Annotated in this window: 17 protein-coding genes; 10 read left to right on the top strand and 7 right to left on the bottom strand. The window is 60.1% G+C overall.

Annotated features, from left to right (window positions below):
- Nucleotides 1–128: 128 nt before the first annotated feature.
- Complete coding sequence (locus tag FZZ85_RS01025; protein WP_006851655.1) at nt 129–584, top strand: Fur family transcriptional regulator; 456 nt, start codon at nt 129–131, stop codon at nt 582–584.
- 18 nt (nt 585–602) lie between these two features.
- Here FZZ85_RS01025 and FZZ85_RS01020 read toward each other — a convergent pair whose 3' ends face one another.
- The 5 genes from FZZ85_RS01020 to stpA form a co-directional block, all read right to left on the bottom strand.
- A complete protein-coding gene (locus FZZ85_RS01020) occupies nt 603–800 on the bottom strand; it encodes a hypothetical protein (RefSeq protein WP_226411324.1) in 198 nt (65 codons plus the stop codon).
- A gap of 105 nt (nt 801–905) precedes the next feature.
- Nucleotides 906–1,301, bottom strand: coding sequence for a hypothetical protein (locus FZZ85_RS01015; RefSeq protein WP_226399236.1), 396 nt, complete (start codon nt 1,299–1,301; stop codon nt 906–908).
- Nucleotides 1,302–1,304: 3 nt separating this feature from the next.
- Nucleotides 1,305–1,466 carry a DUF3721 domain-containing protein gene (locus FZZ85_RS01010; protein WP_226411322.1) on the bottom strand — a complete coding sequence of 54 codons (162 nt, stop codon included), beginning with the start codon at nt 1,464–1,466 and terminating at the stop codon, nt 1,305–1,307.
- Between the two features lie 102 nt (nt 1,467–1,568).
- On the bottom strand, nt 1,569–2,522 hold the full coding sequence (arsS, locus tag FZZ85_RS01005) for an arsenosugar biosynthesis radical SAM (seleno)protein ArsS (protein WP_226411943.1): 954 nt from the start codon (nt 2,520–2,522) through the stop codon (nt 1,569–1,571).
- Nucleotides 2,523–2,597: 75 nt separating this feature from the next.
- Nucleotides 2,598–3,806, bottom strand: coding sequence for a glucosylglycerol 3-phosphatase (gene stpA, locus FZZ85_RS01000; protein ID WP_226411320.1), 1,209 nt, complete (start codon nt 3,804–3,806; stop codon nt 2,598–2,600).
- A 178-nt stretch (nt 3,807–3,984) separates the two neighbouring features.
- Between stpA and FZZ85_RS00995 the strand changes: the two genes are divergently transcribed.
- A complete protein-coding gene (locus FZZ85_RS00995; RefSeq protein ID WP_226411317.1) occupies nt 3,985–5,289 on the top strand; it encodes a Rieske 2Fe-2S domain-containing protein in 1,305 nt (434 codons plus the stop codon).
- Here FZZ85_RS00995 and FZZ85_RS00990 read toward each other — a convergent pair whose 3' ends face one another.
- Nucleotides 5,290–5,706 carry a hypothetical protein gene (locus FZZ85_RS00990; protein ID WP_226411315.1) on the bottom strand — a complete coding sequence of 139 codons (417 nt, stop codon included), beginning with the start codon at nt 5,704–5,706 and terminating at the stop codon, nt 5,290–5,292.
- A 281-nt stretch (nt 5,707–5,987) separates the two neighbouring features.
- Here FZZ85_RS00990 and FZZ85_RS00985 point away from each other — a divergent pair, with 281 nt between their 5' ends.
- From FZZ85_RS00985 to FZZ85_RS00950, 8 genes are all read left to right on the top strand, one after another.
- Nucleotides 5,988–6,551: a glutathione S-transferase family protein gene (locus FZZ85_RS00985; protein WP_226411313.1), complete on the top strand. Its 564-nt coding sequence runs from the start codon at nt 5,988–5,990 to the stop codon at nt 6,549–6,551.
- Between the two features lie 217 nt (nt 6,552–6,768).
- Nucleotides 6,769–8,283, top strand: a complete 1,515-nt coding sequence (locus FZZ85_RS00980) for a hypothetical protein (RefSeq protein WP_226411310.1) — start codon at nt 6,769–6,771, stop codon at nt 8,281–8,283.
- A 70-nt stretch (nt 8,284–8,353) separates the two neighbouring features.
- Nucleotides 8,354–9,484: a phosphotransferase enzyme family protein gene (locus tag FZZ85_RS00975; protein ID WP_226411308.1), complete on the top strand. Its 1,131-nt coding sequence runs from the start codon at nt 8,354–8,356 to the stop codon at nt 9,482–9,484.
- Nucleotide 9,485: 1 nt separating this feature from the next.
- Nucleotides 9,486–10,061, top strand: coding sequence for a DOMON-like domain-containing protein (locus FZZ85_RS00970; RefSeq protein WP_226411306.1), 576 nt, complete (start codon nt 9,486–9,488; stop codon nt 10,059–10,061).
- A 38-nt stretch (nt 10,062–10,099) separates the two neighbouring features.
- On the top strand, nt 10,100–11,074 hold the full coding sequence (locus tag FZZ85_RS00965) for a transglycosylase SLT domain-containing protein (protein WP_226411304.1): 975 nt from the start codon (nt 10,100–10,102) through the stop codon (nt 11,072–11,074).
- Between the two features lie 43 nt (nt 11,075–11,117).
- Complete coding sequence (locus FZZ85_RS00960; protein ID WP_226411302.1) at nt 11,118–11,789, top strand: hypothetical protein; 672 nt, start codon at nt 11,118–11,120, stop codon at nt 11,787–11,789.
- Between the two features lie 29 nt (nt 11,790–11,818).
- Complete coding sequence (locus FZZ85_RS00955; RefSeq protein ID WP_226411299.1) at nt 11,819–13,144, top strand: O-acetylhomoserine aminocarboxypropyltransferase/cysteine synthase family protein; 1,326 nt, start codon at nt 11,819–11,821, stop codon at nt 13,142–13,144.
- A gap of 17 nt (nt 13,145–13,161) precedes the next feature.
- The gene (locus tag FZZ85_RS00950; RefSeq protein ID WP_226411297.1) at nt 13,162–14,055 is read left to right on the top strand and encodes a homoserine O-succinyltransferase; all 894 of its coding nucleotides are present in this window, start codon (nt 13,162–13,164) and stop codon (nt 14,053–14,055) included.
- A gap of 33 nt (nt 14,056–14,088) precedes the next feature.
- On the opposite strand, the gene FZZ85_RS00945 is transcribed toward FZZ85_RS00950, so the two are convergent.
- Nucleotides 14,089–14,397: a hypothetical protein gene (locus tag FZZ85_RS00945; protein ID WP_226411295.1), complete on the bottom strand. Its 309-nt coding sequence runs from the start codon at nt 14,395–14,397 to the stop codon at nt 14,089–14,091.
- Between the last annotated feature and the right edge of the window lie 16 nt (nt 14,398–14,413).

Raw genomic sequence — 14,413 nt, 5'->3', positions numbered from 1 at the left:
CGTCGGACGCTATCACCAACATTCTTCTCCCTCATCGGCAACCGATGGGATCCGACCAGGGTCCCGATCCTGAGGGCGAGACAGGACTCTCATTAAGGCCTACTCTTGAGAATAAGCGAGGAGAAGCTGTGACATCGTCCTCCGCGCCTGCCGCCACGGACATCACCCTGCAGCAGGGGCTGCATCAGGACGGGCGCCGCCTGACTCCGCAACGCAAACGGGTTCTTGAGCTGTTCGAACGCTGTGGGTCGGGCTGCCACCTCAGCGCCGAAGAGGTACACCAGCAACTGGCAGCACTTGAAATGAAGGTGTCTCTGGCAACCGTTTACCGCACCCTGCGCTTGCTAGCCGACATGGGTCTGCTCCAGGAGCTGGAGCTCAGTGAAGGGGGTCGACGCTTCGAGCTTGCCGTTGACGATCACCGCCAACATCACCATGTGGTGTGCATCCGCTGCGGCCGCACCGAGGAATTCGAAAGTGAACCCGTACTGGCAGCAGGAGCTGCTGCCGCAGCCCATGTTGGTTTTCAGTTGATTGAGTCGAGCCTGAACGTGCGTGCGATCTGCCCCAAATGCCAGGGATAGAACACAACACCTGAATCATTAAGTGCGAAATTCCTTGTCGTAAAGATCAGCCACCAGAAGGTCAATCAGCTGCACAGACACCAGTTCTTTTTCGCGTCTCAAGGTGTTCAGCAAGATCTGAACCTGGCGGTGATGCATTAACGACACTTCACCCATCTCCAACCATCGGGCACTGAGCAGGGATTGAAGACGTTGGCGTGGCGACGATGGTGGCATCAGATGCGCCCTGTTTCGCACACTGAAGCCGGCACCAGGGTCACTGAAAAGGGATGAGCAGCAACAAGTCTTCCGAAGCTTTTCTGAAGCAATCGCGCGGGCTGGTTACTGAGGATGCTCGTTGCAGGGCATCCAGTAGCGATCGCCCATGCGATGCACACCCTCACAACCCAATTGGCGAGCCTGTTCCTCTGCCTCTGCGCGACTGGGATAAGCCAAATAGCGGGGATTGGTGGTGGAGCGGATCTGAATCAAGCCCATGCTCATCGGGCCGGCCGTGATCACCCCCATGGTGTTCACACCAACCGCCACCAGTCCCATGCCGACGATGGCGGCATTGATCACGCCCATCGCCACCACACCAATCGAAACCACACCCATCGGCACCACACCGATGCAGATCACCCCCATCGGCACAATGCCGATTGAGATGGTGCCGAGGGGAGCCACGCCGATCGCGATCCGCTTCGGCTTGCTGCCGCAATGCCCGCCTTCAGTCATGGATCAGTGGGCTCCCTGGTGATCCGCATCACTGTGCTTGTCGCAGACCATCCACATCTCGCCCATCTGGTGAGCCCCATTGCAGCCAAAACCTTCAGCCGCCGCCTCAGCTTCAGCCTGCGTTTTGAACATCGCCTGCTTAGGCATGCCTTGGGATCCGGCCATGGCCGTTGTCGCCGTGAGCATCAACGTGGAGATAACAAAACAGATGCTTTGCAACAAGATGGCCTCTACAAACATCCACCCACTATGCCCATAACGAGCTGATCAGCCCTGAAGCGCGCCGCCACAACTTGACCCGGCGCCAGCGGTGCAGCCAAAACAATGCGGAGCCGTGTGGATGGGCTGATCCACCGGAACGGTCTCAAAGCAGATCAGATCGCGAAGGTGACGGACCTCCCCGGGGCAGGGCAGGCCGAGCTGCTGATTGAAATCGCAGTCGTAGATATAGCCCTGCCAATCCACACTGATCAGCTGACGGCACATCACAGCCCCCAGGTTGTCCGGATTGTGTGCTTCCTCCAGAAGGGTCTGATAGCGCTGCAAGTCGCCACTGCGTTCCAGTTGCTTGGCGAAACGTTGGATGGGCATGTTCGCCAACGTCAGTAGACGATCGAAGCGAATCCCCAACCCGCCCAGGACGTTCTTGTAGTCGGCCTCCAAGGCCTGCTGGGGCGGAGGCAAGACCGGACCCAGCGGGTTGTAGACGAGATCCAACTGCCGGCTTGAATCGCCCGTTCCATAGCCAAGGGCATTGAGCTGGCGCAGCCCGCTGATGCTGCGTTCAAACACGCCATCACCCCTCTGTTGGTCAACGTTCTCCGCGCTGTAGCAGGGCAAGGAGGCCGTGATGCAAACCCTCTGCTCCGCAAGGAATTCAGCCAGGTCTTCCTGGCCGGGTTCACTGAGGATCGTGAGATTGCAGCGATCAATAACGGTGGTACCGAGTGAGCGCGCCTGGCGCACCAACGCGCGAAAGCCGGGGTGCAACTCCGGTGCTCCCCCCGTGAGATCGAGGCAGGAGATGGAATGCCGTTCAAGGATCTGCGGAATCAACGCCAAAAGATCCGCAGACATCATCTCGGTGCGGGTGGGCCCTGCATTGACATGGCAATGGGCACAGCTTTGGTTGCAGCGGTAGCCGAGATTCACCTGCAACGTTGTGAGCTGTCCGCGCTTCAGGGGCGGAAAAACGCTCGCAACGAAAGTCACCGGATTCAGGCGAATAAAGCTGATTCTTCCAGACAGAATGCATCCAGGCAGGAGAAACGGGTGCCCCTGAGGCAGAGCAGCTGATCAACCAACTCGGCGACACTCAGAGAGCTGACGGAACCAGCCGATGTACTGCTCCGGGCCGTCAGGCATGAGTGCATCAATCCGCAGGGGGTCCTCCGGATCGGTGATGCCTTGCAAGGTCCCATCGGCATGGCTGGGGCGATCCACTTCGCCATGACTGCTGTCGACGAGAACAACTCGATTGGGTTGACCGCACCAGGCACCGAGGTCCTGCAAGAGGTTGAGGAAACCGCGATCACTCCCCCCCCGCAACCAGCCCGTTCCATCAGCCGATGCCGTGGATGTGACCGTATCGCCCACCCCCACCAACAACGGCATCCGCTCTGCGGGAATGCGCTGCTTCACTAACGCCAGCAGCTCCTGGGGGTCATGGGGAGCCGTTCTCACATTGAACGTCTCACCCAAGGGAAATTCACCCCAACGGCGCTGAATGTGCTGATTGAGCAGAACCAGAAGTCCGGCCTCCTTGATGGACCCGGTGAGCATGAATTGGATGTCGGTGGTTCCCACATCTCCCGCAGCAGCGGGCTTGATCCGTTCCTGGCCTTGCGCATCACGTCCCAGGTTGGGAGCCACATGCAGGAAGAACGATTCCTCCAATCCCTGGTCGGCAGCCTCGGCGAGCAACTGATGCATCAGCTCCGACAGCATCGTCTGCAGGGCATGCTGAGCGGTGACATCAGCAGGGACGAGCGCAAAAATTCCGTTGAGATTGATGGTCGGTGAGACCTGGGTGTCCAACACCGCGGCTTTGGCCACTACGGCCAGATCGTCAACACACACCTGCGCCAGAAGAGCAGGCAACCGCTCCATCAGCAGAGCTTCCATCCGGGTGGGGGCTGCAGCGAGGAAAGCCATTTCCGCCAGCGAGACGCCGGGATGACTCAAGTCGCCAAAGCGATCCTGCAACTGCACCCCTCCAGCCGCCAGGCCTGGCAGATAACGGCCCTCGCGTTTGGGGAGATTGGGATCCCCAAGGGCCTGCTCCACGAGGCGGTTCACCCCGCGCCGCCCTTCGTGCTCACCATTGGTCAAAACAGCGAATTGGCCATCCAGAGCGGCGACCGAGTCCACATAGGACGGATCCATACGCCGCGTCAGTGGATCCTTCACCAGCTGCATACAGACTCCGTCAAGGTCCTGCACGATCAGCAGGTCTTCAGGACCGGAGAGCTCCTGCAGCAACTGATCGGGCGTCAAACGGGACATGGAGGTTCAGGGAGGTCGCTGCAGCCGAAGGCTCAGCACTGCAATTTCGTCGCGCAACTCCTTAGTTCCAAACCTCTAAGAAGTCCAGTGGGGGAGGCAGACAGAACCGCTGATTGCAAGCGAAACACCGCGGCCAGGCCATCCGGCCAGCGAACATGGCGGCCTTGATGCTCCTGCCATGCACCCCACCTGGACCGAACAGTGGTGGCCGATCAGCTATGTGCAGGACCTCGACCCCAAAACGCCGAGTCGCTTCACGTTGCTGGAGCGGGATCTGGTGATCTGGTGGGATCGCGCCGAATCGATCTGGCGGGTCTTCCCTGACGTCTGCCCCCACCGTCTGGTCCCCCTCAGCGAAGGGCGGATCAACGAGGAAGGACTGCTCGAATGCCCTTACCACGGCTGGAGTTTCGACGGCATTGGCCAGTGCCAGCGCGTGCCACAGGCCCTCGACAACACCCAGCCCAACAACCGTCGGTCCCGCTGCGCCAGCCTGCCGACAGCAACGGGGCAGGGGCTGCTGTTCGTCTGGATGGGTGCCCCCGATGCAGCAAACCCCAGTCAGCTCCCCCTGGTGCCAGCACTGGAGGAAAACCCCGACAGCTGGACGGTGCAAGACACCTTTCGGGACCTCCCGATGGACGCCGTGACCCTGCTGGAGAACGTGCTGGATGTGAGCCACGTTCCCTTCACCCACCACAAGACCGTTGGCAAACGGGAGAACGCTGCGCCCGTGGAGGCCGCGATCACAGGGGAAGACGCCAAGGGTTTCACGGCCTACTGGGACGAAGGGCCGCGACGGGGCAAGCTCGGCGCCCAATCCACCAGCTTTCATGCCCCGCAACTGATGTGGCATGACCTCACCGCCAAGGGCTTCGGGCGGATCCTCACGGTGGTGTACGCCGTGCCGATTCGCCGTGGCGAATGCCGCCTCTTCGCCCGCTTCCCTTTCCAGTTCCAATCCGCCGTCCCCCGGCTGCTGATCGGATTAAGGCCCCGCTGGTTGCAACACATCGGCAATCACAAGGTGTTGGAGGACGATCAGGTATTCCTGCACTGGCAGGAACGTGTGGTGGAGCGAGCCGGTGGGAGCCCCGCCGTAGAACGCAGTTTTTTCATGCCCACGACGGCAGACGTCTACGTAGCGGCGCTGCATCGCTGGTTGAACGCCAACGGCGGCGAGCCCTTTGCAGGACAACAGCTACCTGCGAGGCAAACCACCACGGCGCTGATGGATCGGTACGCCAGCCACACCATCCATTGCCGCAGCTGCTCAACGGCGCTGGCGCGGATTCGCGCTGGCCGACCCTGGGCCTGGGCCCTGCTCTGGGGATCCGCCGTTCTTGTGGGCATCGAGCAAGGCAACCCTTTGAGCGGCATTGGCTTGGTGGCCGCCGCACTGTCGGCCTTGGCACTTCGGCAGTTCAACCGTTGGGAGCAGGGGCTGACTGTCGGCAACGGCCAGGCTCCCCGCAACCGCTGATCAGAGCCCTGGCACCGGAAGCAAGGTCGGCTTCACCTTGCCCTCAATGTCGACCTTGCCGCCGATCGTGATTGTCTTGTCAACAGACACATCGGCTCGCACAGCCAGTGGATCTTCAGCCGTGACGGACACCTGACCTTCCACTCCGCTGACCCGTACATCGGCATTCACCTTCACAGCTCCCGCAATCGATTTCACCGACACAGGGCCTTCAATCGCCAGGGGCGCTTCGCCGCCCTGCACCACGACCGGCAAAGGTGTGACGGAGCGGATGGTGACACTGGGCGGAAGCACCAATTTTTCGACCTGCAATCCACCCTGAATCGCAATAGGGATGGGCCGACTCAACAGCTTGACGGCCGTGACCGCCAGAACCAGGCTGGCCAAAACAACCGCCGCCGGCCATCTGTACGCCATCAGCAGATCACGGCTGGGCCCAAGCCTGTAGGCAATGGCTTGAGCGCATTACAGCGTATTTGAACCGGCCTGCCCGTGATGACACCCGCACAGCCGCCTCCGGCTGTTATCAAACAGTTGTTTCTTCCACTCCGACAAAACAGATTTGCTCGCAAAGTCTCGAGCACCAGGGGATCGCCATCAAGGCGCCCAACATTGACATCAATACTCAGCAGAGCATCTACAACGGAACCGGACGGTTTGACCCTGGGGGATAGCATGAAGACCATCAAAAATCAGTGATGACGCTTTATCTCTACGGCGGTCCCATGACCCGTGTTTCGATGCCGAAATGGTACATGGCAGAAAAGGGGATTTCCTACGAATACGTCAACATTGACCTAGCAGCTCGTCAAAACCTTGGGACGAGCTATTTAGAGGTAAATCCTTTCGGCAAGTTGCCCGCCCTCAAAGACGACAGCAATGATTTAGTGCTGTTTGAGTCGGGAGCGATTCTTCAGTATCTTTCCGAGAACTACGCCAACGAGATCAAAGACCCCGCAACACGCGCCTCCATCAGCCAATGGATTCTATTCGCCAACTCCACACTGGCGATCGCTTTATTCGTTCCATCAAATAAAGAGCGGGAGTTTCCAAGACTAATGGCAACCCTGAATGACATCTACACCAAGAAACAGTTTTTGGTGGGTGATTGCTGGACAGCCGCCGATTGTGCAGTCAACGCATACCTCGGCTACCTCCCTATTTTTTATCCCAACGAAGATCTCTCAGCTTATCCAGAAATCCAGGCCCTGAATGAGCGAACACGAGCCAACATGAATTACAGAACGATCATGGGCCTTTGAGTCATTCAATTGCCATTGAATTTTCGCTTGGCTCTTTCATTCAATCTTCCAACTTGGCAGATGCTTCACAGACATCCAAAACGATCTGCAGCCATCAAGAATGATTGAGTTGGGTCAGTTCGTGGCACGCGTTAGGGCGAAACTCCGTTTCACCCAAGGGAATGGCGTCTGTCTGCGGTGAGCAGTCTCATCGGGAGCGCTGCTTAGTCTTGCCGGCATGCGCAATTCCTTCTTCGATCAGAGCCTTGACGCGGGCGCTATCAGCCGGCGAGTGCAGGAGCTCTCGACCGGCAAGGTGGGGTTCTATAGCGTCGGGCTCTATCCCGCGTCGCTTGCCTACAACTGCGCCATGCAGAACGCCAACGGGCGTCTGCTGCTGGCCCCTCGCCCTGGACGGGACCTCCTTGGAGCGTTCCCCAAAGAGACGATTGCAACAATGGACGATGAGCACGTTGAGACCGTGCTCAACATGGGCGGTCACCGAAGCAGCGGTGACCTGCTCGCCAACACCTTGAGTGATCTGATCGAGAGTTGTGAGCTCGTGGTGCTCAGCGCCAACAGCAACCACATCGAAGAAGACCTCCAAGAAGCCTGTCGCCTGCGAAAGGAGCTCAATCGGGAACAGGTGGTGCTGGCCTGCCTGGCGGGATCCTTCAGCCATGACCCGATCAGCAACAGCGCCTATGTGCTGTGTGAACAAGAACCGGAGCTCGCTTTCTTCTCCGGCTTCCACCGCCATGGAGCTCTGCGCAACCCCTTCGACAGCTTCACGGCCAACTTCTGCCATCCCAATGCCCTGACGGCCATGTTGGGGGCCCAACTGATGGATCAGCTATCCCCGAACATTCAGGTCTCAGCCGGTGTTCACAACGTGGAGGGGCAGTTCATCAAAGCTGCCAAAAACATGGCCTCGGTGTTCGCCGGCTTCGGCTACGGCTTCCATCAGGACAACCCCGGGGTATTGCCAACGCTGCTGACCCTGCTGCTGAACCAGTGCCTGGACCAGGCAGCCACCGTGTCGATGGCACGCCCCGACCGCCAAAGGCTCTACCACCGCCAGCCCTTTCCCCTAACGGAACTGGGCTATGCCGTGCCGAGGATCGAATCAACCCTGGTACGCGACGGCGACTTTGAACGGGTGAGGGACCACACCTTCAGCCAGCTCACCGCAATGGTGGCCGATGTGCGCGGCAGCATGATGCTGCCGGTCTCCGGGAGCCCCACCCGCAACTTCCAGGCCGGGCAAGTGATGGCCGAAGCGATGCGGGATCAGGGCCGCTGCCCCCATTCCATGGATGAGTTGGAACAATGGTGCGAAGCCGCAGGGCTGCGCAAAGGCGGCCTGGAGGGCCTGAAATCCTTGCGGTACTGGCCTCAGATCGCCCGCAAGTACGCCATCCCGGCGAACGACGCCTCCATGGTGAACCTGCTTTACATGGCGATTTACGGGCGGGCAGGCGTGAAGGAAACCGCCTACCGGGTCATGACAGAAAGCCGGGAACTCTCCAACTACTGCCAGGAATCCGTGCGACCCAGCCACAGCCGTCGCTACGCAGAGGCGCTTCATAACCTCGATATGCCCAAAGCCCTCGAGCTTGTAGTGAACGCCGTGATTGCCGACAACGCCAATCAGGCCATGGGCAGCAAGATGGCTCTGGACGAGAACGGTGAGACCGGGGTGCCGGCCTACCTGGAGTTAATGGATGTGATCGAAAGCCAGCTCGAGGCCTGAGTCGGCTGTGGTTCTGCACACCTGAACGGGGCAGAGCACCAGAACAGCGGCAAGGTGCTGCATGAGACCGATGCGACTGTTCATGACCGAGGCCCTGGAAGCCATCGCCGATCGCTTCCATCCTCGCGAAGGGATTAAAGCCATCCGCTCTCTAGGTTCAGGCAACGTCAACGAAACCTTCCTCGTGACCCACGAGGGACAGGGCGGGGCCTTCGTCATGCAACGCCTGAACACAAACGTGTTCGATCGGCCTGACCTGGTGATGCAGAACCTGCAGGTCCTGGGCGACCACATGGAACGCCGTCTCGCCTCTCCACCCCCACAACTGAAGGGGCGGCGCTGGGAAGTGCCCAGGGTGGTTCCCTGTCGGCGAGAGGCCTCCCCCTGGATCGAACAGAACGGAGAGTTCTGGCGTTCCATCACCTACATCGGGGCGGCGACCACTAGCGACGTCATCCGAAACAGTAACCACGCCCAGGAAGTGGGCTACGGACTGGGAATGTTCCACCACCTGATCAGCGATCTGCCCACCGATCAACTGGCGGACACCCTCGAAAATTTCCACGTCACCCCGGCCTACCTCCAACACTTCGATGCCGTCGCCACGGCCACAGACCGCCTGGGGCCTGCTGAACGTGACGCCTGCGCATTCATCAAAGCGCGTCGCCAGAGCGTCGATGTTCTGGAAGCAGCCCTCGCCCGCAACGAACTCCATCACCGGCCCATCCACGGAGACCCGAAGATCAACAACGTGATGATCGACGAGGCCAGCGGCCAGGCGATTGGCTTGATCGATCTGGACACCGTCAAACCGGGGCTCATTCACTACGACATCGGCGACTGTGTGCGCTCCTGCTGCAATCCAGCCGGTGAGGAAACCCTCTGCCTCAACGATGTGCGCTTCGACATGGAGCTCTGTGAGGCGATCCTCACGGGCTATCTATCCGTGGCTGGTGAGTTCCTGAGTGACTGGGACCTGCACTATCTGCCCCACTGCATCCGCCTGATCCCCCTGGAGCTTGGCCTGCGCTTTCTGACGGACCATTTGGAGGGCGATGTGTATTTCCGCTGCGATCGACCTGGGCACAACCTGCAAAGGGCTCTGGTGCAGTTCCGACTCACCGAAGCGGTTGAGCAGCAATTCAACGCCCTGGAGCTACTTGTTGCGCGGTTGAAGCAGCAGAAAAGCCCAAGCCTTTGAAATGGCGCGTTCAGCCGTGATGCTGCGTCAGGCCTGCCGCCTGATTCCCTTTGAACGGTCCATTTCACCGAAGGTCCAGCTCAGCGCTGAGCTGGTGTGGAGGCGCGAGGGTTGGCTGGAACTCAGCTATGGGGTTCTGGTCCGCGCGGCCAAGGGCATCGACGTCCTGAAGCTGCCAGCGGGGCTGAACGATGGGCCCAAACAGGGGCAGCGGACCGATGAGCTCTGGACCACCACCTGCTTCGAGGCATTCATCTCTGCCCCTGGAGAGCAGCGCTATTGGGAAGTGAATCTGGCTGCCAATGGCGATTGGGCGGTCTATCGCTTCGATGGCTACCGCAGTGGCCAAACCCAGCAGGAGCTTAGGGTGCCCCCAATGGTGCGACTGCAACGCGGGGTGCACCAACTGCGGCTCGACGCCCGGATTGCGTTGGAGCCCTGGTGGACACCAGGCGTCTGCCCAGACCTGGCACTGACGGCTGTAATGGATCTTGGGCAGGAGGGTCTGAGCCATTGGGCCCTCAGCCACGGCCGTAAGCCGGACTTTCACGACCGCAGCACCTTTCTTTCAGCCTGAACCGCACCGGTAGGGTCAGCACAGCAACCTGCCTCACCATGCGCAACCGCAGTGTGCTGGTTGTCTCGGCTATCACGGCAAGCCTTCTGGCAGGGCTGTTGCTGAAACCAAAACAGCCGCGGGCTGTAGCCGAAGCGGTGATTTCCAACCCGATGGTGATGGCACCAGTGCTGCTTCCAGCCCAAGCCAGCCAACCGACAACGAAAGACGGCCGGCAGTACCCCCTTGTTCCAGCTGAGCCAGCCGAGCTGACAGAACTGCTGGTTGCTGTTGAACGGGCACTGAGGGATCCCGCCACACCGGCCGATGCACTGCCCGATCTCGGCCATCAACAACAGGTGATCTACCGGGTCCTGTCTACGGACCAGCCCAGAGCCAATCAGGTCGTCAATGCCTTACCTCCGCGCTGGCGAAGCGTGGCCGAACGCCACCTGGCGGCACGGCGCGAATTCGTTCGCATGAGCCGCGGCCGTGGACCGACGATGCTCCCCGCCTGGCGGATCATTCAGCCCGAACCGGCGAAGAATCTGCTCAGCTACTACCGCAAGGCCGAGGCGGCGACAGGGATCGAATGGGAGGTTCTGGCGGCCGTGAATCTGGTTGAAACGGGCATGGGACGGATCGATGGCGTCTCCGTGGCCAATGCCCAGGGCCCGATGCAGTTCCTTCCCACCACCTGGGCCGAACAGGGGATTGGCGCCGGGGACATCCGCGATCCCCACGACGCCATCCAGGCAGCAGCGCGTTATCTGGTCAGGCGGGGCGGACTGCAGGACATTCGCCGCGGCCTCTGGGGCTACAACAACAGCGATTACTACGGCCGCGCCGTACTGCTCTACGCCTCGCTGATGAAAGAGGACCCCGCGGCCTACACCGGTTTGTTTCACTGGGAAATCCACTTCAACGCTGCAGACGGCGATCTTTGGCTGCCGGTGGGTTACGACCAACCGCAGCGCATTGCGGTTGAGAAGCATCTGCAGGCCAACCCCGCCAGCAGATCACCAAACCGGTGAGCATCGACACCTACGCTGAGACCTGGCGTGATCCAGGAAGCGGGTGTCCAAGGAAACCTCCCATCGCGGTGATGAACTGAAGGGTCTCGGCTGGTCCGAGGCTGATGTAGCTCGCTACGTCGAGCTCTGGGAATACCGGCAGCGCTGGGGAGCCATGAATTTGGAACGGGAGGATCGCCTGTTCCTGCGCAAAGCCGAAAAAGCTCTGCCGGCGATTGTGACTGGACGGGCCGCCGCCAAGAAGCCAATCAAAGACAAGACTTACTACCGCTGGCTGCGCTTCCATCTTGATGCGATGACCGAGGCCGAGGCGGGGATGGGCCTAGGCGACGGTGAACGCGGAGCATGGCCCGTGCTGCTGGAGGCCGAACTCCGTCTGCTCGACCATTACGAGCCCGTGCTCGGCCTGCCCGACACTTTGAAGGCCAAAGCCCTCAGCCCCTTGCGTGAACAGCTCACCGCTCAAGTGGCCTCCCTCGGTTACACCAAGGCCTACGACTTCCAGGCGCCCCTCATTGCGCTGAAAGCGGAAGACAGCAGCAACCGCTGGAAGCACCTGCGAGAGGTGGATGCCAGTGATCGCACCTATCCCCTGCTCAGCGCCGATGGCGTGGATGGATTCCGCAGCGAAGCTCACCGCGACATCCAGGCTGTGATCCGCAGCACGTTCCCCTCTTTGGCGGAAACCGACAAACCCGAGCTCTCTGACGACTAGAACTGGGGCAGTGGCCCCCGCCGAAGACCATGTCTCACCGTTTCGAGACCCTGCAATTGCACGCCGGACAGTCCCCGGACAGTGCAACAAACGCGCGGGCGGTTCCGATCTATCAGACCAGCTCCTACGTCTTCAATGACGCCGAACACGGAGCCAACCTTTTCGGTCTGAAGGAGTTCGGGAACATCTACACCCGCCTGATGAATCCCACCACCGACGTGTTTGAAAAACGCGTCGCCGCCCTTGAAGGCGGGGTGGCCGCACTGGCGACAGCCTCCGGGCAGTCGGCTCAGTTCCTGGCGATCACCAACTGCATGCAGGCGGGAGACAACTTCGTTTCAACGTCTTACCTGTACGGCGGCACGTACAACCAGTTCAAGGTGCAGTTCCCGCGATTGGGAATCGACGTGCGTTTTGCCGAAGGCGACAACGTCGCGAGCTTTGCAGCACAAATCGACGACAACACCAAAGCGCTCTATGTGGAGGCGATGGGAAATCCCCGCTTCAACATTCCCGATTTTGAGGGTCTTTCAGCGCTCGCCAAAGAGAAAGGCATCCCATTGATCGTCGACAACACCCTTGGGGCCTGTGGGGCTCTGCTGCGACCGATTGAGCATGGCGCCGATGTGGTGGTTGAAAGTGCCACCAAGTGGATCGGGGGCCACGGCACCAGCCTGGGGGGCGTGATCGTGGATGCCGGCACTTTCAATTGGGGCAACGGCAAGTTCCCATTGATGAGCCAGCCAAGCGCGGCGTATCACGGCTTGGTGCACTGGGATGCGTTTGGCTTCGGCAGTGACGTCTGCAAAATGCTTGGCCTGCCAGATGACCGCAACATCGCCTTCGCGCTGCGGGCCCGGGTGGAGGGCTTACGAGATTGGGGTCCGGCCGTCAGTCCGTTCAACAGCTTCTTGCTGCTGCAGGGCCTGGAAACCCTGAGCCTGCGGGTTGAGCGTCACACGGAAAACGCAATGGCCCTAGCCACCTGGCTGCAGACCCATCCCGCCATTGCCCATGTGAGCTACCCCGGTCTGGCAGGTGATCCTTACAACGCTGCCGCGAAGAAATACCTGACAGGCCGGGGGATGGGATGCATGCTGATGTTCTCCCTCAACGGTGGCTACGACGATGCAGTTCGGTTCATCGACAGCCTCAAGCTGGCCAGCCACCTTGCCAACGTGGGCGATGCCAAAACCCTGGTGATTCACCCTGCATCCACGACCCACCAGCAACTGAGTGAAGCTGAACAAGCCTCGGCTGGCGTGACCCCCACGATGGTGAGGGTCTCTGTAGGACTCGAACACATCGACGACATCAAGGCCGACTTCGAGCAGGCCCTAGCCGTTGTCAGCTGAATGACGACCCAGCCCCCATGGCGCTGATCCTTCCTGGCAGTTATCACAAAATCGCGGAGGTTGAACGCAACCGGATCTCCTGGATTCAGCCTGAACAGGCCGAACGCCAGGACATCCGACCCCTGCGTATCGGCATTTTGAACATCATGCCGCTGGGCAAGCAGTACGAGTTCAACCTGTTGCATCCACTGGGCCTTTCGGTGCTGCAGATCGAACCGATTTGGATTCGACTCAACTCCCATGCCTACAAGAGTTGGGATCAGAACCATCTCGACCAGCTCTATGTGAGCTGGGATGAAGCCTTGTCCCAGGGTCCCCTGGATGGCTTGATCATCACCGGTGCCCCCGTGGAACACCTGCCCTTTGAACAGGTCAGTTACTGGAACGAACTGGTCCAGTTGATCAAGGAAGCGCGCAGCACCTGTGCCAGCACCCTCGGACTGTGCTGGGCCGGTTTCGCCCTCGCCTACCTTGCAGGCGTCGACAAGGTGGCCTTCCAGCAGAAGCTGTTCGGGATCTACCCGATGCGCAGCCTTGTTCCGGGGCATCCATTGATGGGAACCCAGGACGACCATTTCGTCTGCCCCCAAAGCCGTCATGCCGGACTGCCGGATGCCGCGATGGAAGCCGCCGAACGGGACGGTCGTCTTCGTTTGCTCGCCCATGGCGAACAGGTGGGCTACACCATTTTCGAGACACCGGATCAGCGGCAGCTGATGCACCTCGGCCACCCCGAATACAACGTGGGACGGATCCTCGGAGAAATGGAACGAGACCAGGCCCGGGGAGATGTTCCTCCGCCTGAAAATTTCGATCCAGCCCAACCGCTGACCCTCTGGCGGTCCCACCGAAACCTTCTGTTCCAACAGTGGCTCTGGTTCTGCTACCAGCGAGTCAGCCTGAAGGCCTGATCAAGCTTGGCTACAGCAGCACCCTCAACCGTTTCATTTCGGGGTTGGTTCCAAATTGACCGATGGCTCGTGAGCGACGGCATCTGGGCGCTCAGCTGATCTGCGATTGAGTTCCCTCTCAAGCGAGGCGATGCGTCTCTCGCGAAGGCAATGACGGCAGCCACCCAGGGTTTGAAGATGCTTTTCCGGTGTGATCGTGATCGGTTGAACCGGATGGGCGTTGCAACGGATTTGAACGGGACTCTTGTAACTGCGCCAGCGGATCAAGCTGTAATCGAATTGATCACCGAAGCGCTGTACGGCGCGCTTGAGGAATTCGTCTTGGGTAATGCGGGCTCCCATGCACCGAATGTATGGG

Source organism: Synechococcus sp. MU1642 (genome assembly GCF_020514115.1).
GTDB lineage: Bacteria > Cyanobacteriota > Cyanobacteriia > PCC-6307 > Cyanobiaceae > Parasynechococcus.
The sequence above is the reverse complement of the archived record's forward strand: the minus strand, read 5'-3'. Positions and strand labels throughout refer to the sequence as shown.